This is a genomic window from Shinella sp. SUS2 (genome assembly GCF_001262505.1).
Lineage (GTDB): Bacteria > Pseudomonadota > Alphaproteobacteria > Rhizobiales > Rhizobiaceae > Shinella.
The window spans coordinates 13381-34834 of the sequence record NZ_KQ410726.1; the positions used below are offsets into that span (position 1 = coordinate 13381).

The 21454-nt window shown below is 65.6% G+C and carries 19 protein-coding genes; 14 read left to right on the plus strand and 5 right to left on the minus strand.

What is annotated here, in order from left to right:
• Positions 1-505: 505 nt before the first annotated feature.
• Together groL and groES are read right to left on the minus strand one after the other, a co-directional pair.
• Positions 506-2146: a chaperonin GroEL gene (groL, locus tag AKG11_RS06955; protein WP_023517468.1), complete on the minus strand. Its 1641-nt coding sequence runs from the start codon at positions 2144-2146 to the stop codon at positions 506-508.
• Positions 2147-2199: 53 nt separating this feature from the next.
• Positions 2200-2496 carry a co-chaperone GroES gene (groES, locus tag AKG11_RS06960; RefSeq protein ID WP_024271046.1) on the minus strand — a complete coding sequence of 99 codons (297 nt, stop codon included), beginning with the start codon at positions 2494-2496 and terminating at the stop codon, positions 2200-2202.
• Positions 2497-2815: 319 nt separating this feature from the next.
• Between groES and AKG11_RS06965 the strand changes: the two genes are divergently transcribed.
• The 5 genes from AKG11_RS06965 to AKG11_RS06985 all read left to right on the plus strand — a co-directional run bounded on the left by AKG11_RS06965 (position 2816) and on the right by AKG11_RS06985 (position 9233).
• Positions 2816-3664 (plus strand): TIGR01459 family HAD-type hydrolase, encoded by an 849-nt coding sequence (locus tag AKG11_RS06965; RefSeq protein WP_023517185.1) that lies wholly within the window; start codon positions 2816-2818, stop codon positions 3662-3664.
• A gap of 14 nt (positions 3665-3678) precedes the next feature.
• Complete coding sequence (locus AKG11_RS06970; protein WP_050743575.1) at positions 3679-4659, plus strand: bifunctional riboflavin kinase/FAD synthetase; 981 nt, start codon at positions 3679-3681, stop codon at positions 4657-4659.
• A gap of 409 nt (positions 4660-5068) precedes the next feature.
• The gene (gene ileS / locus AKG11_RS06975; protein ID WP_050743399.1) at positions 5069-7960 is read left to right on the plus strand and encodes an isoleucine--tRNA ligase; all 2892 of its coding nucleotides are present in this window, start codon (positions 5069-5071) and stop codon (positions 7958-7960) included.
• A 169-nt stretch (positions 7961-8129) separates the two neighbouring features.
• Positions 8130-8744, plus strand: a complete 615-nt coding sequence (locus AKG11_RS06980) for a hypothetical protein (protein WP_023513631.1) — start codon at positions 8130-8132, stop codon at positions 8742-8744.
• Positions 8745-8747: 3 nt separating this feature from the next.
• Positions 8748-9233, plus strand: a complete 486-nt coding sequence (locus AKG11_RS06985) for a GNAT family N-acetyltransferase (RefSeq protein WP_023513630.1) — start codon at positions 8748-8750, stop codon at positions 9231-9233.
• On the opposite strand, the gene AKG11_RS06990 is transcribed toward AKG11_RS06985, so the two are convergent.
• Complete coding sequence (locus AKG11_RS06990) at positions 9234-9677, minus strand: nucleoside deaminase (protein WP_050743400.1); 444 nt, start codon at positions 9675-9677, stop codon at positions 9234-9236.
• 70 nt (positions 9678-9747) lie between these two features.
• On the opposite strand from AKG11_RS06990, the gene AKG11_RS06995 reads away from it, so the two are divergent.
• From AKG11_RS06995 to AKG11_RS07005, 3 genes are read left to right on the plus strand one after another with little or no spacing between them, the layout of a single operon-like run.
• On the plus strand, positions 9748-11709 hold the full coding sequence (locus tag AKG11_RS06995) for a pseudouridine synthase (protein WP_050743401.1): 1962 nt from the start codon (positions 9748-9750) through the stop codon (positions 11707-11709).
• Between the two features lie 6 nt (positions 11710-11715).
• Complete coding sequence (rsmD, locus tag AKG11_RS07000; RefSeq protein ID WP_050743402.1) at positions 11716-12276, plus strand: 16S rRNA (guanine(966)-N(2))-methyltransferase RsmD; 561 nt, start codon at positions 11716-11718, stop codon at positions 12274-12276.
• 42 nt (positions 12277-12318) lie between these two features.
• Entirely contained in the window at positions 12319-13185 is an 867-nt protein-coding gene (locus AKG11_RS07005) for a patatin-like phospholipase family protein (RefSeq protein ID WP_050743403.1), read from the plus strand.
• Between the two features lie 76 nt (positions 13186-13261).
• Here the strand turns inward: AKG11_RS07005 and AKG11_RS07010 are convergent, their stop codons facing one another.
• Positions 13262-15055: a monovalent cation:proton antiporter-2 (CPA2) family protein gene (locus AKG11_RS07010; RefSeq protein ID WP_050743576.1), complete on the minus strand. Its 1794-nt coding sequence runs from the start codon at positions 15053-15055 to the stop codon at positions 13262-13264.
• Between the two features lie 110 nt (positions 15056-15165).
• On the opposite strand from AKG11_RS07010, the gene AKG11_RS07015 reads away from it, so the two are divergent.
• From AKG11_RS07015 to lpxK, 6 genes are all read left to right on the plus strand, one after another.
• Positions 15166-16512, plus strand: coding sequence for a TldD/PmbA family protein (locus tag AKG11_RS07015; protein ID WP_050743404.1), 1347 nt, complete (start codon positions 15166-15168; stop codon positions 16510-16512).
• A 4-nt stretch (positions 16513-16516) separates the two neighbouring features.
• On the plus strand, positions 16517-17323 hold the full coding sequence (locus AKG11_RS07020; protein ID WP_050743405.1) for a 3'(2'),5'-bisphosphate nucleotidase CysQ: 807 nt from the start codon (positions 16517-16519) through the stop codon (positions 17321-17323).
• Positions 17324-17384: 61 nt separating this feature from the next.
• Positions 17385-17621 (plus strand): DUF4170 domain-containing protein, encoded by a 237-nt coding sequence (locus AKG11_RS07025; protein WP_024271172.1) that lies wholly within the window; start codon positions 17385-17387, stop codon positions 17619-17621.
• A 108-nt stretch (positions 17622-17729) separates the two neighbouring features.
• Positions 17730-19043, plus strand: coding sequence for a lipid IV(A) 3-deoxy-D-manno-octulosonic acid transferase (gene waaA / locus AKG11_RS07030; RefSeq protein ID WP_023516990.1), 1314 nt, complete (start codon positions 17730-17732; stop codon positions 19041-19043).
• 13 nt (positions 19044-19056) lie between these two features.
• The gene (locus AKG11_RS07035) at positions 19057-19791 is read left to right on the plus strand and encodes an HAD family hydrolase (RefSeq protein ID WP_023516989.1); all 735 of its coding nucleotides are present in this window, start codon (positions 19057-19059) and stop codon (positions 19789-19791) included.
• Between the two features lie 239 nt (positions 19792-20030).
• Positions 20031-21071: a tetraacyldisaccharide 4'-kinase gene (gene lpxK / locus AKG11_RS07040; protein ID WP_050743406.1), complete on the plus strand. Its 1041-nt coding sequence runs from the start codon at positions 20031-20033 to the stop codon at positions 21069-21071.
• A gap of 64 nt (positions 21072-21135) precedes the next feature.
• On the opposite strand, the gene AKG11_RS07045 is transcribed toward lpxK, so the two are convergent.
• Entirely contained in the window at positions 21136-21369 is a 234-nt protein-coding gene (locus AKG11_RS07045; protein ID WP_050743407.1) for a DUF2093 domain-containing protein, read from the minus strand.
• Positions 21370-21454: the final 85 nt, after the last annotated feature.

Genomic DNA, 21454 nt, shown 5'->3' on the forward strand with positions numbered 1-21454 from the left:
ACCATCGAAGCCCGCCGAACCACTTTCTCATGTACAGAACTGCGCCCGGCTCCGTCTTTGCTATCGGATCGGACGTACGCGTGAAGACCGCCGCTGACCTTCATGCAGGTCCCCCGGCGGTTTCTTTCCAATGCTTGGGGACATCCGGCTGCACGACAAATCGACTGCAATACCGTCGATTTTCAGCGCCTGAACCCCGGTGAATCTTTAAAGTTCACTTGGTGCGTCTTTATAGTTGGTTTTTTGATACCATCAACGACTTTTTGATAATTATTGTACAAATGGAAAAATTCTTTTCACGGTAACGATGCAGCTCCTCTGCCGCCCCAAAAGCAAAAAGGGCGGCCCGAAGACCGCCCTTTCCGAACTGAACCGGATGGCTCAGATGCAGGACCCGAAGGTCTTACATCATGTCCATGCTGCCAGTTCAGCGCGCTTGACGCGCTGAACCAACTTTAATGCATGGGCGAAGCTTGATGGTCACGCTGTAATAGGCTTTCGCCTATCACATCATGTCCATACCGCCCATGCCGCCCATGCCGCCAGGCATACCGCCCGGTGCATCCTTCTTCGGCAGTTCGGCGATCATGGCTTCCGTCGTGATCAGCAGCGAGGCAACCGAAGCGGCGTTCTGCAGAGCCGTGCGGACAACCTTGACCGGATCGACGATGCCGAGCGAGATCAGGTCGCCGTATTCGCCGGTCTGGGCATTGTAGCCGTAGTTGTCTTCGTTCTTGTCGAGGATCTTGCCGACGACGATCGAAGCTTCGTCACCAGCGTTCTCGGCGATCTGGCGAACCAGGGCCTGGAGCGCCTTGCGAACGATGTTGATGCCAGCTTCCTGGTCATCGTTTTCGCCCTTGGCGGAGATCTTCGTGGAAGAACGGAGCAGGGCAACGCCGCCGCCCGGTACGATGCCTTCCTGAACGGCAGCGCGCGTCGCGTTGAGGGCGTCGTCGATGCGGTCCTTCTTTTCCTTCACTTCGACTTCCGTCGAGCCGCCGACGCGGATGACGGCAACGCCGCCAGCGAGCTTGGCAAGACGTTCCTGCAGCTTCTCGCGGTCGTAGTCGGAGGTGGTTTCTTCGATCTGGGCCTTGATCTGCGCGACGCGGCCTTCGATTTCAGCCTTCTGGCCGGCACCGTCGACGATCGTCGTGTTTTCCTTGGAGATCGAAACCTTCTTCGAACGGCCGAGCATGTCGAGCGTTACGTTTTCGAGCTTGATGCCGAGGTCTTCGGAGATGACCGTGCCGCCCGTCAGGATGGCGATGTCTTCCAGCATGGCCTTGCGGCGGTCGCCGAAGCCCGGAGCCTTGACGGCAGCGATCTTGAGGCCGCCACGCAGCTTGTTGACGACGAGCGTAGCAAGGGCTTCGCCTTCGACGTCTTCAGCGATGATAACCAGCGGCTTGCCGGTCTGGACGACGGCTTCGAGAACCGGGAGCATCGCCTGGAGGTTCGAGAGCTTCTTCTCGTGCAGGAGAATGAAAGCGTCTTCGAGGTCGGCGACCATCTTTTCCGGGTTGGTCACGAAGTAGGGCGACAGGTAGCCGCGGTCGAACTGCATGCCTTCGACGACTTCGAGTTCGGTTTCGGCGGTCTTGGCTTCTTCAACCGTGATGACGCCTTCGTTGCCGACCTTCTGCATGGCTTCGGCAATGTCGAGACCGACCTGCTTGTCGCCGTTTGCGGAGATCGTGCCGACCTGGGCGACTTCTTCCGAGGTGTTGATCTTCTTGGCCTTGGCCTGGAGATCCTTGACGACTTCGGCGACGGCGAGATCGATGCCGCGCTTCAGGTCCATCGGGTTCATGCCGGCGGCAACGGCCTTGTGGCCTTCGCGAACGATAGCCTGGGCAAGAACGGTTGCGGTCGTCGTGCCGTCGCCGGCGATGTCGTTGGTCTTGGAAGCAACTTCACGGACGAGCTGGGCGCCCATGTTCTCGAACTTGTCTTCCAGTTCGATTTCCTTGGCGACGGAAACGCCGTCCTTGGTGATGCGCGGTGCGCCGAAGGACTTGTCGATAACGACGTTGCGACCCTTCGGGCCGAGCGTTACCTTCACTGCGTCTGCGAGGACGTCGACGCCACGCAGCATCTTTTCGCGCGCGGTGCGGCCGAATTTGACTTCTTTGGCTGCCATTGTGAGAACTCCTGAAGAGGTGTCAGCTGAATTGGAAAGGGATTACCGGCAGATCAGCCGATGATGCCCATGATGTCGGCTTCCTTCATGATCAGAAGGTCTTCGCCGTCGAGCTTGACTTCGGTGCCCGACCACTTGCCGAACAGAACGCGGTCGCCAGCCTTGACGTCGAGTGCGACGACCTTGCCGGAGTCATCACGGGCGCCGGAGCCGACGGCGACGACTTCGCCTTCCTGCGGCTTTTCCTTGGCGGTGTCCGGAATGATGATGCCGCCCTTGGTCTTGGCTTCGGACTCGACGCGACGAACGACGACGCGGTCGTGAAGCGGGCGGAAGGTGGTGCTTGCCATTGTCTTATCCCTCGATCAAATGACATTGCGGATCGCGAGATGGATCCGGTGGATTGATGTTAGCACTCGTCTTTCATGAGTGCTAGCGATGCCGAGATAGGCGGCGGGGCGGTTGGAGTCAAGAACGGCGCCTCCAAAATATTTCGCCCGGAATGGTTACCCAGCCGCCAGATGGGAGCGCCATCGCACGCCATCAAGACGCCGCGATGAATTTTCGGCAGTTTGCCGGTGGATGGGGCAAAATTGTGTGGAGAGGCTTGTTTTCTTGCCCCCGCTTTGCGATGTCAGCCGGGCTCGACCTTGATACGGGAATCCCCTGATGGCTCAACGCATCCAATCCTTCAGCGACATCACGCAGCATTACGACGTGGCCCTCTGCGACGTCTGGGGTGTCCTGCACAATGGCGTCGAAGCCTTCTCCTATGCATCGGAAGCCCTTGCTGCGGCCCGCGCCGCTGGCCTTGCCGTCGTGCTGATCACCAACTCGCCGCGCCCGCATCCCGGTGTAAAGGTGCAAATCCGCGGCCTCGGCGTCACCGACGACGCCTATGACCGCATCGTCACCTCGGGCGACGTCACCCGTGCGCTGATCGCGGAAGGGCCGAAGAAGATCTATTTCATCGGTGCCGAAAAGGACCTGCCTCTGCTCGACGGCCTCGATGTCGAACCGGTCGGGCTGGACGAAGCGGGCATCGTGGTTTGCGCAGGCTTGCGCAGCGACGAGACGGAGACCGTCGAGGATTACCGCGCCGAGCTGACGGCGCTTGCGGCGCGGAAGCTGCCCTTCATCTGCGCCAATCCCGATCTCGTCGTCGAGCGCGGCCACCGGCTCATCCCCTGTGCCGGTGCGATCGCCAAGCTCTTCGAGGAGCTGGGCGGCACGAGCCAGATCGCCGGCAAGCCGCATCGGCCGATCTACGAGAAATCGATTGCCGAGGCGCGCGACGTGCATGGCGATTTCGATCTCTCACGGGTGATCGCCATCGGCGACGGCATGCCGACGGACGTGCGCGGCGCGGAAGCCTTCGGGCTCGATGTGCTCTATATTTCGGGCGGCATCCACGCGCAGCATTATGTCGAGGCCGGCCGCACCGACGAGGCGAAGCTTTCGGCCTTCCTGAAGGAGGAGGGCACTCACCCGAAATGGTGGATGCCCCGGCTGCAGTGACGGAGACGGTCGTCATGACGGTTTTTCACAGGAACGAGACGAAGGAGCCGCTGCCGGAGCATCTGCGCGGCGGCGTCATCGCCATCGGCAATTTCGACGGCGTGCACCGCGGCCACCAGGCCGTGCTGCAACGCGCGCTCGACATTGCGAAAGACCGCGGTATCCCCGCGCTGGTGCTGACCTTCGAGCCGCATCCGCGCACGGTCTTCCGCCCGGAGCGCCCGGTCTTCCGGCTGACGCCTGCGCCGTTGAAGGCCCGCATCCTTGAAGGCATGGGCTTTTCCGCCGTCATCGAATATCCGTTCGATCGCAGCTTCTCCGAAATGTCGGCGAACGACTTCATCAACGCCGTGCTGCTGGACTGGCTGCACGCCTCCGAAGTCGTCACCGGCTTCGACTTCCACTTCGGCAAGGGCAGGGAGGGTGGTCCGGCCTTCCTGATGAACGCCGGCGAGGGCAACGGGTTCGGCGTCACACTGGTCGATGCTTTTCGCGACGAAAACGCCTCGGTCATCTCCTCCAGTTTCATCCGCGCACTGCTTGGCGAAGGCGCCGTCACCGAGGCCGCCGGCCAGCTCGGCTATCGCTATACGGTGGAGGCCGAGGTCATCGACGGCAAGAAGCTCGGCCGCACGCTCGGCTATCCGACCGCCAACATGCAGCTTCCGCCGGAAGTGGAGCTGCGCAACGGCATCTACGCCGTGCGCTTCCGCCGCCCCGACGGCAGCCTCCACGACGGCGTCGCCAGCTACGGCCGCCGCCCGACGGTCACCTCGAACGGCGTTCCGCTGCTCGAAACCTTCCTCTTCGATTTCTCCGGCGATCTCTACGGCGAAGTCTCTGCCGTCTCCTTCTTCGGTCATCTGCGCGACGAACTGAAGTTCGATGGCCTCGATGCGCTGGTCGTGCAGATGAAGCGCGACGAGGAGGAGGCGCGGGCGCTGTTGTCGGGCGTCACGCCGCTCGGGGTCGTCGACCAGCGGCTCTGTTTCTGAGCGCAAACTTTGCCCCTCACCCTAACCCTCTCCCCGCAAGCGGGGAGAGGGGACTTGCCCAACAAACTGGTATTGGTTGGGGAAAACGGTACGACATATCCCCTTCGCCCCGCTTGCGGGGAGAAGGTGGCCGGCAGGCCGGATGAGGGGCCGTTCCTCCGGCGGGGCGGCGGGGGACCCAAATATAAGCCACCCGTCTTTTCAAACGACCGAAAACGCCGTAAGACCGCGCGCATGATGCTCAACCGGCTGACCATCGATCTGCGAATTAGTGGCCCGGCCTTCCGCGCGCTCTGAGCGAGGCCGGAAGGTCCGGGATTTCGGGCGTTTCCTGAACGCCCCCGCCGTCAGAACCTGACAATATCCCCGCATGCGCAAACGCGCGCGTAAAAAGACGATAGCCATATCCATGACCGATACGCCCGAAAAAGTCGATTATTCGTCCACCCTCTACCTGCCGCAGACGGACTTTCCGATGCGCGCCGGCCTGCCGCAGAAGGAGCCGGAAACGGTGGCCCGCTGGCAGACGATGGGCCTCTACAAGAAGCTGCGCGCTTCGGCCGCCGGCCGCGAAAAATTCGTGCTGCACGACGGCCCGCCCTATGCCAACGGCAACATCCACATCGGCCACGCGCTGAACAAGATCCTCAAGGACGTCATCAACCGCTCGTTCCAGATGCGCGGCTACGACGCCAACTACGTGCCCGGCTGGGACTGCCACGGCCTTCCGATCGAGTGGAAGATCGAGGAGAAGTACCGCGAGAAGGGCAAGAACAAGGACGAGGTTCCGGTCAACGAATTCCGCCGCGAATGCCGCGACTTCGCCAGCGGCTGGATCAAGATCCAGGCCGACGAGTTCAAGCGCCTCGGCATCGAGGGCGACTTCGACAATCCCTATACGACGATGGCCTTCCACGCGGAATCGCGCATCGCTGGCGAACTCCTGAAGATTGCCAAGTCCGGCCAGCTCTACCGCGGCTCCAAGCCCGTCATGTGGTCGGTGGTCGAGCGCACCGCGCTGGCCGAAGCCGAAGTCGAATATGCGGATGTCGAGAGCGATGCGATCTGGGTGAAGTTCCCGGTGACCGAAGGTCCGGCCGATCTGCTTGGCAATTCCATCGTCATCTGGACGACCACGCCCTGGACGATCCCCGGCAACCGCGGCATCGCCTTCTCGTCGCGCTATCCCTATGGCCTCTACGAGGTCGAGAGCGCGCAGAACGATTTCGGCCCGCAGCCCGGCGAGAAGCTGGTTTTCGCCACCCGTCTTGCCGATGAATCGGCCGCCAAGGCAAAGCTCACCTTCAGGTTCCTCCGCGATATCGCGCCGGAAGAACTGGCGGCGGTCGTCTGCGCCCATCCGCTGGCTGCTCTCGGCTACGACTTCAAGGTCCCGCTGCTGGATGGTGACCACGTCACCGACGACGCCGGCACCGGCTTCGTGCACACCGCGCCGAGCCATGGCCGCGAGGACTTTGACGCCTGGACGGCCAATGCCCGCCAGCTGGAAGCGCGCGGTATCTCGTCCAAAATCCCGTTCCCGGTCGACGACGCCGGCTTCTACACCGCCGACGCTCCCGGTTTCGACGGCGCGCGCGTCATGGACGACAACGGCAAGAAGGGCGATGCCAACGAGCGCGTCATAAAGGCGCTGATCGCCGCGAACTGCCTGTTCGCCCGCGGCCGTATCAAGCACTCCTATCCGCATTCCTGGCGCTCCAAGAAGCCGGTCATCTTCCGCAACACGCCGCAGTGGTTCGTCTACATGGACAAGGAGCTCGGCGACGGCACCACGCTGCGCTCGCGCTCGCTTTCGGCGATCGACGACACCCGCTTCGTGCCCGCCAGCGGCCAGAACCGCCTGCGCGCCATGATCGAGGGCCGCCCGGACTGGGTTCTGTCGCGCCAGCGTGCCTGGGGCGTGCCGATCGCCATCTTCGCCGACGAGAACGGCGAGGTGCTGGTCGATGACGCCGTCAACGCCCGCATCCTCGACGCCTTCGAAGGAGAGGGCGCCGACGCCTGGTTTGCCGAAGGCGCCAAGGAGCGGTTCCTCGGCAACGACCATGACCCGGCCAAGTGGACGCAGGTCATGGACATCCTTGATGTCTGGTTCGACTCGGGCTCGACGCATACCTTCACGCTTGAAGACCGCCCGGACCTGAAATGGCCAGCCGACGTCTATCTGGAAGGCTCTGACCAGCATCGCGGCTGGTTCCATTCCTCGCTGCTCGAAAGCTGCGCGACGCGCGGCCGCGCGCCCTACAACGCCGTCGTCACCCATGGCTTCACCATGGACGAGAAGGGCGAGAAGATGTCGAAGTCGAAGGGCAACGTCGTCTCGCCGCAGGACGTGATGAAGGAATCGGGCGCCGACATCCTGCGCCTCTGGGTGATGACGACCGACTACTGGGAAGACCAGCGCCTCGGCAAGACGATCATCCAGACCAACATCGACGCCTACCGCAAGCTGCGCAACACGGTGCGCTGGATGCTGGGCACGCTGGCGCACGATACGGGCGAGGAGATCGCCTATGCCGATATGCCGGAGCTGGAAAAGCTGATGCTGCACCGGCTGTCGGAACTCGATGCGCTGGTGCGCGAAGGCTACGATGCCTTCGACTTCAAGAAGATCGCCCGCGCGCTCATCGATTTCTCGAATGTCGAGCTCTCGGCCTTCTACTTCGACGTGCGCAAGGACGCGCTCTACTGCGACGCGCCGTCCTCGCTGAAGCGTCGGGCCAGCCTCTGCGTCATCCGCAAGCTGTTCGAATGCCTCGTCACCTGGCTCGCCCCCATGCTGCCCTTCACGATGGAAGAGGCCTGGCTGTCGCGCAAGCCCGATGCCGTCTCGGTGCATCTCGAACAGTTCCCGGTCGTTCCGGCCGAATGGCGCGACGACGCGCTCGAAGCCAAGTGGGAGAAGATCCGCGCCGTGCGTTCGGTCGTCACCGGCGCGCTGGAAATCGAACGTCGCGAAAAGCGCATCGGCGCCTCGCTGGAGGCCGCCCCGGTCGTCTCCATCGCCGATCCGGAGCTGCTTGCCGCGCTGGAAGGCCAGGATTTCGCGGAGATCTGCATCACCTCGGCGATCACCGTGGTTGCCGGCGAGGGCCCGGCCGACGCGTTCCGCCTGGCGGATGTCGCCAAGGTCGCGGTCGAGCCGAAGCTCGCGGATGGTCAGAAATGCGCCCGCTCCTGGCGCATCACGACGGATGTCGGGTCCGATGCCGAGTACCCGGACGTCTCGGCCCGCGATGCGGCCGCGCTGCGTGAAATCGGCTTTCGCCGCGCTGCGTAAAGAATGAAGCTCTGTTGACGGCCGGCGCTTTCCGGCCGTCGATATCCCCGGATGAATTGCACTTACGGTTTTCATCCGGTAAAGCTGCCTGAAATTGGCCGGATTTTTCCGCCATGGGACGGCGGCCGTGCCCGGGCCTTGGGGCGCCGGCCCTGCTGGAAGGGTATTCATGGGAATGACGCGAAATATTCGGGTGCGTACCGGCCTGATCGGTCTCTTGGGCGCAAGCTTCGTTCTGACCGGCTGCATGGGACCGACCTACGGCACCGGCAAGACTGCCGGTGAGCAGTTGGTGGACGACGTGGGCAACGCCATCATGATTCGTCCCAACAACGAGGAAGCGAAAAAAATCCGCTACCAGCCGCGTGGTGGCCTCGTCGTGCCGAAGGATGAGGTCGCGCTGACGACGCCGCAGCAGTCCGTTGCCAGCAAGGACAATCCCGAGTGGCTGGAAAGCCCTGAGGATATGCGCGCGCGCTTGCGCGCCGAGGCGGATGAAAACAGCAACAGCACGACCTTCCGCTCGCCGCTTGCCGGACAGAACGCGACGAACCGCAAGCTGTCCGCATCGGAACAGACGGCGGCCTATCGCGACGCGCGTCGCCTGCAGATGGGCGCCTATGGCGACAAGCGTCGTTACCTGAGCGATCCGCCGCTGGATTATCGCCGCCTTCCCGAAGAGGCTCAGGCCGATCTTGGCGAGCCGGAGAAGACGAAGGAACGTCGCCGCAAGAAGGAAGCCAAGGCGGCCAAGCAGAGCGGTTCTTCCTGGTGGCCGTTCTAAGCCATGACGGGCTATGGCATTCGTCCGGCGTCGGCCAGCGACGCCGCGACCATCCTGCGGTTCATCCGCGAACTCGCCGATTACGAAAAGGCCCTCGACGCTGTCGAGGCGACGGAAGAGACCATCAGGTCCTCGCTGTTCGGCGAAGGGTCCGTCACGCGCGCAGTGATCTGCGAGACGGCAGCGGGCGAGCCCGCCGGTTCCGCCATCTTCTTCAAGACCTATTCCACCTGGCAGGCGAAGAACGGCCTCTATCTCGAGGATCTCTATGTCACGCCCGCCCATCGCGGCACGGGCGTCGGCAAGATGCTGCTGCGTCATCTCGCACGCATCGCGGTGGAAGAGGGCTGCGGGCGCTTCGAATGGAGCGTGCTCGACTGGAATACGCCGGCCATCCGCGTCTATGATGCGCTCGGCGCCGAGCCGCAAACGGAATGGATCCGCTATCGCCTCGACGGCGACAAGCTGAAGACGTTCGCCGCGGGCTGATCAGCGCCGCTCGGCAAAAAACTCCTTGAGGATCTCCGCCGCCTCCACACCGCTGATGCCGGAATAGACATCCGGCGCGTGGTGGCAGGTCGGCTGGGCGAAGAAACGCACGCCATTGTCCACCGCGCCGCCCTTCGGGTCCTCCGCGCCGTAGTAGAGGCGGCGGATGCGGGCAAACGAGATGGCGGCGGCGCAGAGCGTGCAGGGCTCCAGCGTCACGTAGAGATCGGCGCCGGTGAGGCGTTCCTGCCCGAGTTTTCCGGCGGCCTCGCGGATGACGGCGACCTCGGCATGCGCGGTCACGTCATTCTCCGCCCGGGTGCGGTTGCCGGCGCTGGCAATGACCGTGCCGTCCATGACCAGCACCGCCCCGACAGGCACTTCACCGCGCGCGCCGGCTGCCCGGGCTTCCTCGAGCGCGATCCCCATGAAGCGATTTGTCATCGACGGCACGAATTCCTCTTAACCCCGGACGCCTGACCTGATAGGACACGGCAAAACGCAGGCAACACAAATGACATCCAAAGACAAGTCAAAACGGCCGGGCACCAAGCCCGCGGGCCGCGATCACAAGCCGCGTGGCGCCGCATCGGCCGCTGCGGACAAGAAACCGTTTTCCGCCGGAAAGCCGTCGGGCGCCAAGAAGCCGTTCGCGGGCAAGCCCGCACCGCGCGATGGCAAGCCCGCCCGGGCCGCCAAACCCGCGCCGGCCGCATCCGCCAGTGCCGAGCTGGCGCCCGAGCGCATCTCCAAGCTGCTGGCGCGCGCAGGCGTCGCCTCGCGCCGCGATGTCGAGCGCATGATCATGGAGGGCCGTGTCCGCGTGAACGGCACGGTGCTGGATACGCCCGTGCTCAACGCCACGCTTGCCGACCATATCGAGGTGGACGGCGTGCCGATCCGCGGCATCGAGCGCACACGCCTCTGGCTCTACCATAAGCCCGCCGGCCTGGTGACGACGAATGCCGATCCCGAGGGCCGTCCCACGGTCTTCGAGAACCTTCCCGAGGACCTGCCGCGTGTCATGTCCGTCGGCCGTCTCGACATCAACACCGAAGGCCTTCTGCTGTTGACCAATGACGGCGGCCTCGCCCGTATGCTGGAGCTGCCGACCACCGGCTGGCTGCGCCGTTACCGCGTGCGCGCCCATGGCAAGATCGAGCAGGCCGATCTCGACAAGCTGAAGGAAGGCATTGCCGTCGACGGCGTGCTCTATGGCGCGATCGATGCGACGCTGGACAAGACGCAGGGCACCAATGTCTGGCTGACGCTGGGCCTTCGCGAGGGCAAGAACCGCGAAGTCAAGAACGTGCTCGGTGCGCTCGGCCTCGACGTGAACCGCCTGATCCGCATCTCCTACGGCCCGTTCCAGCTCGGCGAACTGCCGGAAGGCCATGCCCAGGAAATCCGCGGCCGCACGCTGCGCGACCAGCTCGGCCCGCGCCTTATCGAGGAATCCAAGGCGAATTTCGACGCGCCGCTGTTCGATCATGCCTCTGTCGATGCCGAGGAGAAGCCGGCACCGAAGAGCCGGAGCGAGGCTCCGGCCTGGGGCGACAAGCCGGCCGGCCGGCGCGAGAAGCCGGAAGACCGTCGCGAGCAGGCCCGTGCCCGGCTCGATACCCGCCGTGACGACCGTTTCGGCGACAAGCCGCGTGACGGTGGCCGTGGCAGAGACCGCGACCGAGACGAGGACCGTTTCGACAGCAAGCCGAAGCGCGAACCGGCGGTTCGTGCGCGCAAGTCGAATGTCTGGATGGCGCCCGGTGCCCGTCCCGTTGCCGAAAAGAAGGCGGAAGCCGCCGAGAGCGTGAAGCGCGAGCCGCGCGAACGTCCCGAAGGCGCGCCGAAGACCAAACGCTATGGCCGCACCGCCGAGGGTGCGCTGACGCGCTCGGCGAAGAAGTTCGATCCCGATCGCAAGGGGCCGGCCCGTGGCCGTCCCGGCGACGACCGGGCGGAAAAGCCGCGCATCCTGAAGACGCGCGACGAGGACGGCGAATGGATCCGCGCCAGCGAGCCGGAAGCAGGCGATCGTGGTGACGGTGGCCGTGGTGGTTTCGGCCGCCCGCGCTCCGGCGCCGGCGATGCCCGTCCCGGCCGCGATTTCGGTGACCGCCCGCCGCGTGGCGATCGTCGTCCGCGCGCGGAAGGCGAACGCTCCTTCGGGGACCGTCCGGCTCGCGGCGATCGCAAGCCCCGCGCTGAGGGTGAGCGCTCTTTTGGGGATCGCCCGGCCCGTGGTGATCGCAAACCCCGTGCGGAGGGGGAGCGTTCGTTCGGCGACCGCAAGCCCCGTGCAGAGGGTGAGCGGTCCTTCTCGGATCGCCCGCCGCGCCGCGATGGCGGCAAGCCGTTTGGCGGAAAGCCCGGCGGCAAGTCCTTCGGCGGCAAACCGGGCGGGCGCCCCTCGGGCGGCAAGCCTGGTGGTGGCCGTCCGGCAGGCGGCAGCCGTCCGCGCGGCAAGGGGAAGTAAGCGACCGTGCGCATCGTCGGCGGTGAATTCCGCGGCCGTTCGCTTGCGACGCCGAAATCGGACGACATCCGCCCGACGACGGACCGCATGCGCGAAAGCCTGTTCAATATCCTCTCGCACGCCTATCCCGAGGCGCTCGACGGCACGCGCGTGCTCGATCTCTTCGCAGGCACCGGCGCCGTCGGCCTCGAGGCGCTGTCACGCGGTGCGCGTGCGGCGCTTTTCGTCGAGCAGGGCGTCGAGGGCAGGGGGCTTCTGCATTCCAACATCGAGGCGCTCGGCGTGATCGGCCGTGCGAAGATCTTCCGGCGCGATGCGACGTCGCTCGGCGGCGTCGGCACGATGGAACCGTTCCACCTGCTCTTCGCCGATCCGCCCTATGCAAAAGGCCTTGGCGAGCGGGCGCTGGATGCGGCCGCCCGTGGCGGCTGGCTGGTGGAGGGCGCCCTTGCGATCCTCGAGGAGCGCGCCGATATTCAGCCTGCCGTCGTCGATTGTTACGAACTCCTGGAGGTCCGCACCTTCGGTGAGACGCGCATGCATTTCTACCGCTATCGCCCCGGCTGATCCTTTCGCCGGCGCTGCCGCAACGAACCGGAGACCTGAGCCATGACCGATGCCCTCGTTTCCGCAAGCCAGCCACAAGCGCACGGCCCGACCGTCGCCGTCGCGCTGGGCGGGGGCGGCGCGCGCGGGCTCGCCCATATCCATGTCATCGAGGTGCTGGACGAACTCGGCATCCGGCCGGTGCTGATATCGGGCGCCTCGATCGGCGCCGTCATGGGGGCGGCCATGGCGGCCGGCATGACGGGCCGGGAGATCCGCGAGCACACGCTCGCCGCCATCGGCCATCCGAGCCGCATCATGAACCGCCTCTGGAGCCTCCGGCCCACCCGGTTTTCCGATGTGGTCGCCGGCGGCTTCCGCGTCGGCCAGTTCAATCTGGAGCGCATCCTCAAGGCCTTCCTGCCGGAGACCCTGCCGGAGACCTTCGAGGACCTGTCGATCCCGCTGAAGGTCGTCACGGCGGATTATTACGCCCAGTGCGAATGCGTCTGCGACAGCGGTCCGCTCTTTCCGGCCATCGCCGCCTCCGCTGCGCTGCCCGCTGTCTTCCGCCCGGTGGTGATAAGCGGCCGGGTGATGATCGACGGTGGCCTGTGGAACCCCGTGCCCTTCGATCACCTGCTCGGCAAGGCCGACATCACTATCGGAGTCGATGTCATCGGCCACCCGCCTGCCGGCACGGCCGACGTGCCCAACAGCATCGACAGCCTCTACGGTGCCACCCAGCTCACCATGCGCTCCATCGTGACGCTGAAACTGGAAAAGGGCGCACCGGACATCTTTCTCCGTCCCGATGTCGGCCGCTTCCGCGTGCTCGATTTCGTCAAGGCCGAGGAAGTGCTGGCCGCCTCCGCCGGCATCCGTGACGAGCTGAAGCGGGCGTTGGACGAGAAGTTGTCGGCGGTTTGAGATCGTCGTCTGCGGTGGGCATACCTCTCGTTGTCCTGCCGGGCGGAGGGAGGATTCCCGGGTGAATGGCCCGCCCTCACGCGCTTTCCTCTTCGTCCACATCGCTCAGTGCCAGTTTCTTCGGCTTGACCAGCGGCTCCGGCTTCACCGGCTTCGTGTGCAGCATGTGCCGGCCGGCGGTGAGGCCTTCGGCGGCTTGCAGTTCCAGCCGGGCGATGTCGCGGCGGCGGATGTCGTCGCCGATCGCCTGGGCGTCATCCGGCTCCACGCCAAGCTCCTCCAGCGTTTCCCGCCCGAAGACGAGGGCGGATTCGAAGGTTTCGCGCACGTCGTGCTGCACGCCGCGCCCGCGCAGCGACAGCGTGTGCACGCGGTCGTAGGAGCGCACGAAGAGCGTGGCGTTGGGATATTCCGATTGCACGAGATCGACGATGCGGTCCGTCGTCGCCTTGCCCTGGGTGCAGATGGCGACGATCTTGGCGCGCTCGATGCCGGCGGCGCGCAGCACGTCCTTGCGCGTGCCGTCGCCGAAATAGATGCGGAAGCCAAAGCTTGCCGCCTGGCGCACGCGGTCGGTCGAATGGTCGATGACGGTGACCTCGCGTCCGCCGGCAAGAAGGATCTGCGCGGCGATCTGGCCGAAACGCGAAAAGCCGATCATCAAGACGTCTGCGCCCGCCCCCTCGAAATCCTCCTCCATCTCTTCCTCGATGTCCTCGACGAGCAGGAAGCGCGAAAGCGCCGCGGCGATCGGCGTCAGCGCCATCGAGATGGTGACGATGGCGACGAGCAGCGAGGCGAGGCCGCCGGAAAAGATGCCGGCGGCGGCAGCCGCGGTGAACAGCACGAAGCCGAATTCGCCGCCCTGCGGCAGCACGAGCGCGATGCGCACCGCGTCATTGTGCGGGGATCCGGTGAGGCGGCAGAGGCCGTAGATGACGAGGCTCTTCACCAGCATCACGATGGGCGTGGCGACAAGGACCGTCAGCCAGCTGGAAAAGATCACGTCCAGTTGCAGCGACAGGCCGACCGCCATGAAGAACAGGCCGAGCAGGATACCGCGGAACGGCTCCACATCCGCCTGCAGTTCATGGCGATAGGAGGAATCGGCAAGCAGAACGCCAGCGAGGAAGGCGCCCATGGCCATGGAGAGCCCGGCCATCTGAAGGAGCATGGCGGCGGCCAGCACGACGAAGAGCGCGGCGGCGATCATCGCCTCGCGCGCGCCGGTGCGGGCGATCACCTGGAACAGCGGGTTGAGCAGATAGCGGCCGGCGGCAAACAGCGCCGCGATGGCGCCGATGGCGATGAGGAAGTCCTGGAAGGCCGTCGTCGTGTCTTCCGGCGCCTGTTCGGCCAGCAGCGGGATCAGCGCCAGCAACGGCACGATGGCGAGATCCTGCAGGAGCAGCATGGAAAAGGCCCGCTGGCCGTAGCGCGTGTTGGTGTCGCCCCGCTCGTCGAGGATCTGCATGGCAAAGGCCGTGGAGGAGAGCGCGAGGCCGAAGCCGATGATCAGCGCCCCGTCCCATCGCTCGAGGCCGAAGGCGAGGGTCAGGCTGGCGAGCGCCAGGCCCGTGAGCACGACCTGCGCCATGCCGAGTCCGAAGATGTCGTGCCGCATCGCCCAGAGCCGCGAGGGTTTCAGTTCCAGCCCGATCAGAAAGAGCAGGAAGACGACGCCGAGTTCGGCGACCCCCAGCAATTCCTCGCCGTCGCGGATCTGGTGCAGGATCGGGCCGATCACCACGCCGGCGGCGAGATAGCCGAGAATGGTGCCGAGACCGAGCCGCTTGAAGATCGGCGCGGCCAGCAGCGCCCCTCCGAGCATCAGCAGAACCTCGTTGTACGGGCTGTGGGTATAGGGCATGCGGAGGGCTTTCTTCTGAAGGAGCGCCGGCAACGCGGCAAAAAAGGAGCGGCCTCCCTTGATGCCCGTGCGACTGCACAATAAATGGGGCAGCAAAGAAAGGCCAAGTCATGTCAGAGACGATCGATTCCGCAAGCCTTCTCGCGCGTGCCGGTGAACTCATCGACCGCGCCATTCAAGCGGGGGCGGATGCGGCCGATGCCGTCGTCGTCCGGGGCCGCTCCTCCTCCGTCAGTGTACGGCTCGGCAAGGTCGAGGGCACCGAAGCCTCCGAGAGCGATGATTTCTCGCTGCGCGTCTTCGTCGGCCGGCGCGTCGCCAGCGTCTCGGCCAATCCCGGCTTCGACCTGAAGGTGCTCGCCGAGCGGGCCGTCGCCATGGCCAAGGCCTCGCCGGAAGACCCCTATGCGACGCTCGCCGACAAGGCCGATCTTGCGAAGGACTGGCCAGATCTCGAGCTCTTCGATCCGACCGAGGTTTCTGCCGAGCAGCTGACCGAGGCCGCGCTTGCCGCGGAGGCCGCCGCGCTCGCGGTCCCCGGCATCACCAATTCCGGTGGCGGCGGGGCCTCCGCCGGCATGGGCGGCCTGGTGCTCGCCACCTCGCACGGCTTTTCCGGCGCCTACAGCGCCAGCCGCTTCGGCCGCTCCGTCAGCGTCATCGCGGGCGAGGGCACGAAGATGGAGCGTGACTACGACTTCGATTCGAGCCTCTATTTCGCCGACTTGCGCGACGCCGGGGAGATCGGCCGCGAGGCGGCCGCCCGCGCGGTGCGCCGGCTCAATCCGCGTCAGGTGCCGACGGCCAAGAACGTCACCGTCGTTTACGATCCGCGCGTGTCGCGCGGCATAACCGGCCACATTGCCGGCGCGCTCAACGGCGCGTCGGTCGCCCGCAAGACGAGTTTCCTGCGCGACCGCATGGGCCAGCAGGTGCTGAAGGCGGGCCTTTCCGTCACCGATGATCCGCTGATCGTGCGCGGTTCGTCCTCGCGCCCCTTCGACGGCGAGGGCGTGCGTGGCGAGCGGCTCGCGATGATCGAGGACGGCGTGCTCCGGCACTGGTTCCTGTCCACCTCCACCGCCAACGAGCTCGGCCTTAAGACCAACGGTCGCGGCGTGCGCGGCGGCACGGCGGTCAACCCCGCCTCGACGAACCTTGCGCTCGAACCGGGCGACATCTCGCCGGAGGACCTGATCCGCTCCGTCGGCACCGGCTTTTACGTCACCGAGCTGATCGGCCAGGGCGTCAACATGGTGACGGGCGAATACTCGCGCGGGGCCTCCGGCTACTGGATCGAGAATGGCGAACTCACCTTCGCGGTATCGGAGGTGACGATCGCCTCCAACCTCGTCGACATGTTCCTGCGCATCACGCCGGCAAGCGACATCGACCGCTCCTTCGGCGTCGCCGCGCCGACGCTTGCCATCGAAGGCATGACGCTTGCCGGGACGTGAGACCATGCCGAGCCCCGCCACCGCCTGGACCGCCGACCTTGATCTCCTGGTCGGTGCCGCGCGGCTTGCAGGGGCCAGGGCGCTCGATTTTTTCCGCAAGGGACCGGAGGTCTGGTGGAAGAACGGTGGCCGTTCGCCGGTCAGCGCGGCCGACTTTGCGGCCAACGATATCCTCAAGACGGAATTGCTCTCCGCCCGGCCGAACTACGGCTGGCTCTCGGAGGAGACCGATGACGATGCCGGCAGGCTCAACCGCGAGACCGTCTTCGTCATCGACCCGATCGACGGCACACGCGCCTTCATTGCCGGCAAGGACGTCTGGTGTGTCAGCGCCGCCGTCGTGCATCGGGGCCGCCCCGTCGCCGGCGTGCTCTTCGCGCCGGCGCTCGACGAGCTTTTTACCGCGGCCGCCGGCGGCGCTGCGCTGAAGAACGGCGCGCCGATCCACGCGACCGATCCGGATGCGGCCCGCCCGACACGCATCGCCGCGCCGGAGGACATGGCGCACGGCATCGACCGCCACATGATCGGCGGCGTGCAGCGCATCTCGCATGTGCCCTCGCTCGCCTACCGCCTCGCCATGGTGGCGGACGGGCGCATCGATGCGACATTGGTGAAGCGCAATGCGCACGACTGGGATCTGGCGGCCGCCGACCTCATCCTTGAACAGGCCGGCGGAGCGCTTGTCACGCTCGACGGCGCGGCGCTGTCCTACAACCGGCCGGCCGTCAGCCACGAGACGCTGGCTGCGGCCGGATTGTCCAGGCTTTCCGGGCTTGTCGAGGCCTCCAGGCATCTTGCCGGCCATTGACCTTTGATGCGGAATACCGCAAACCCATTGCCGAAATCGGCATCATAAAAAGAGAGAAAACATGACCGACAGCAAAGAACCGAAACAGCTCCTGCATCTGGTCTTCGGCGGCGAACTGACGACGCTGGCAGATATGCAGTTCCGTGATCTCAACGCTCTCGATATCGTCGGAATCTTCCCTGATTATGCCTCCGCACTTGCCGCCTGGAAGTCGAAGGCACAGCAGACCGTGGACAATGCGCATATGCGCTATTTCATCGTGCACATGCACCGGCTTCTGGATCCGCAGCAGAACTGAGGCGCGTTTCCCGACACCGTTCCGCGCGGCAGAAGGCCGCGCCGAACCAGAGACCGGACCTTCCATGATCCCGAACAAGACGAAAGCCGCAACCAAGGGCGCTCGCGCATGAGCCGGCGCCTCGCCCGTTTCGCGCTTTCGCTTTATCGCTGGGGCGGCGTCGCGCTCTATCCGATCGTTGGCCCCTATCTCACCTTCCGCGCCGCCAAGGGCAAGGAAGACCGTTCCCGCCGCCGCGAGCGCTACGGCTATGCCGGCGTGCCGCGCCCGGCGGGGCCGCTCGTCTGGTTCCATGCGGCCAGCGTCGGTGAGACCAATGCGGTCATCCCGCTCATCAAGGAAGTGCGCCGTCGCGGCATCGCGGTGCTCCTGACGACGGGCACGATCACCTCGGCGAAGGTCGTGCGCGACCGCCTGGGCACGGACGTCATCCACCAATATGTGCCGCTCGACCTGAAGCCGGCGATCAGCCGCTTCCTGGAATACTGGCATCCCGATCTCGCCATCATGGCGGAGTCGGAGATCTGGCCGATGACCATCCTGGAACTCGGCAAGCGTCACATCCCGCAGGTCCTGGTCAACGGCCGCATCTCGGATCGCTCCTTCCCGCGCTGGAAGCGGCGCCATGCCGTCGCCGACGCCATCTTCGAGAATTTCGCGCTCGTCATCGCCCAGTCGGATCTCGACGCCGACCGTTTCAGCACGCTCGGCGCCCTGCCGGTGCTCGTTTCCGGCAATCTCAAGGTGGATACGGATGCGCCGCCGGTCGATTCCGCCGTGCTGCGCGGCTATCTCGACCAGATTCAGGGCCGTCGCACCTGGGCGGCGATCTCCACCTTCGAGGGAGAGGAGGCGGCCGCCGGCGACGTGCACCGCGTGCTGAAGGAACGCACGGGCCTGCTCACCATCATCGTGCCGCGCCATCCCGAGCGCAGCGACGCCATCGCCGACATGCTGGAGGCGCGGGGCCTGAAGGTTGCCCGGCGCACGCGCGGCGACGTTCTGACGCCGGAGACCGACATCTTCCTCGGCGACACGATCGGCGAGATGGGGCTCTATCTGCGCATGACGGAGATCGCCTTCGTCGGCCGCTCGCTGTTTGCCGAAGGCGGGCAGAACCCGCTGGAGCCGGCCATGCTCGGCTGCGCGATCCTGTCGGGCGGCAATGTGCAGAATTTCCGCGAGGCCTATCAGCAGCTCGCCCGCAACGGCAGCGCCAAGATGGTGCGCGACACGGAGATGCTGGCCAAGGGCGTGCACTACCTGCTCGTCAACGACGAGATGCGCAAGCAGATGATCGAGGCGGGGCAGGAAACCGTGCAGGAGATGCGCGGTGCGCTGCGCGCCACCATCAAGGGGCTGGAGCCCTACATCAACCCGCTCACTGTGAAGGCACGGTTGCATCCGCGCCAGACGTCCTGACGAAAGGCGTGTCATGTCCAAGACCGAGACCATTTCCGGCATCCTCTTCGACAAGGACGGGACGCTGCTCGACTATGCCAAGAGTTGGGTGCCGGTGAACTACGAACTCGCCCGCATCGCTGCCGCCGGCGACGAGGCGCTAGCCCGCAAGCTGCTCGTGGCGGGCGGCATGGATCCCGACACCGGCTACGTCACGCCCGACAGCCTGCTGGCCGCCGGCAACACGGTGGAGATCGCCGAGGGCATGGTCGCGGCCGGTGCGCCCTTCACGGTGGAGGCGCTGGCCACCCATTTCGACAGCCTCTTCGCCAATTCGGCGCAGCTTGCCGTCGCCGTCACCGACCTTGCCCAGTTCTTCGCCACCATGCATGCCCGCGGCTACTGGCTCGGGGTTGCCTCCAGCGACAACGAGGCCTCGATCCGCGCGACGGCAAAACGCTTCGGCTTCGAGGACTACCTGCACTATGTCGCGGGTTACGACAGCGGCTTCGGCACCAAGCCGCAGCCGGGCATGGTGCTCGGCTTCTGTGCGGCGACGGGTCTTGCGCCGCACCAGGTCGCCGTCGTCGGCGACAACAATCACGACATGCATATGGGCCGCAATGCCGGTGCGGGCCTCAACGTCGCGGTGCTGACGGGCACCGGCTCGCGGGAATCGCTGGCGGATGCCTCCGACTATTGCCTCGCCGACATCACCGAACTCGTCCCGCTCCTCCCGGAGGCGGCCGTCGCGCGACCGGTGGCGTGAGCGGTGAGGGCAGCCCCTCATCCCGCTGCCGCGACCTTCTCCCCGCAGGCGGGGAGAAGGGACTTGTGGCAAGGCCGTGCAAAGCCGTCCTTCTCCCCGCTTGCGGGGAGAAGGTGCCGGCAGGCGGATGAGGGGCAGGCCACGCTCCCGCAACGCCGATGCAAATCCCCCCGGTTGATTTTCCGCAACTTCTCGCGTTTGCTGCAAGAGACCGGGCCGGGACGCCCGCGGGGGACGGAATGGTAAGTGAAGCGCCGCCTTTCTGGTGGACGAAGCCGGACTGGCGGGCCTATGCGCTCTGGCCGGTCTCCCGCCTCTACGGCCTGATCGCCGGCCGCCGCATGCGCAAGGGTCGGCGCGCCGAGGTGGCCGTGCCCGTCATCTGCGTCGGCAATTTCACCGTGGGCGGGGCCGGCAAGACGCCGACGGCGATCGCGCTCGCCCGCGCCGCCAAGGCGCGCGGCCTCAAGCCCGGCTTCCTGTCACGCGGTTATGGCGGCTCGCTCGACGTCACCACCGTCGTCGATCCTCAGCACCACCGTGCCCGTGCGGTTGGCGACGAGCCGCTGCTGCTCGCCCGCGAGGCGCTGACCGTGATTGCCCGCCGGCGCGTCAAGGGTGCGCGCAAGCTGGTGGAGGAGGGCGCAGACCTCATCATCATGGACGATGGTTTCCAGAGCGCGCAGCTGACCTTCGACTATGCGCTGCTCGTCATCGACAGCCGCCGCGGCATCGGCAACGGCCATCTGGTGCCGGGCGGGCCGGTGCGCGCGCCGCTCGACGAGCAGATGCGCCAGGCGAATGCGCTTCTGGCGATCGGCAACGGCAACGCCGCCGATGCGCTGATCCGTCAGGCGGCACGCGCCGGCAAGGCGATCCATTCGGCCACCCTCGTCACCGTCGGTGCCGAGGACCTCGTCGAAAAGGTCGTCATGGCCTGGTCGGGCATCGCCGACAACGAGAAATTCTTCCGTACCGTCACCGAGACGGGCGCGCATCTCTACGTGACGCGCAGTTTCCCCGATCACCATCATCTTTCCGAGGACGAGGTATCGGAGATTCTCGACCATGCCGAGGGTGTCGGATACCAGCTCGTCACCACCGCCAAGGACAGCGTTCGCCTCGCCGGCGAGCATGGCCGCGCGGAGGAGTTGAAGGAGAAGAGCCGTGTGATCGAGGTGGAGATCCGTTTCGACGACCCCAAGGGGCTGGACGCGATCATCGACGCGGCGATCGTCGGCGCAAGGCGGCGCAAGCTGCACCGGCTGGCCGCGAAGTAGCGGAAGAGGGCAGGGACAGGCAGAGACCGACAGGGGATCCGCCCCTTCAGACAGTCTCTACGGTCTATTGCTTCTTCTGCGTGGGCAGGGCGCCGGCGCGCTTTTCGGCCTCGAGCGAGGCCTCGGCGGTGGCATAGGGTTCCTGCCGCGCGACGCTCCAGTAGCGCAGCTCGTCGACGGGCACCGTCTCACCGGTCATCGCGCAGATGACGTGCGAGCCGGGCATCAGGATCTGGAAATCGCCGTCGAGATAGCGGATCTTCGCTTCGCGGCTGCCGCGTCCTTCAAAACGGTTCATCATCGATTTCAATATCCGTCTCATCAAGGGGCACGCGCCGGCTGCGCGGTCGATACCGTGCCATATCCCGGCCGCGGCGAAATTT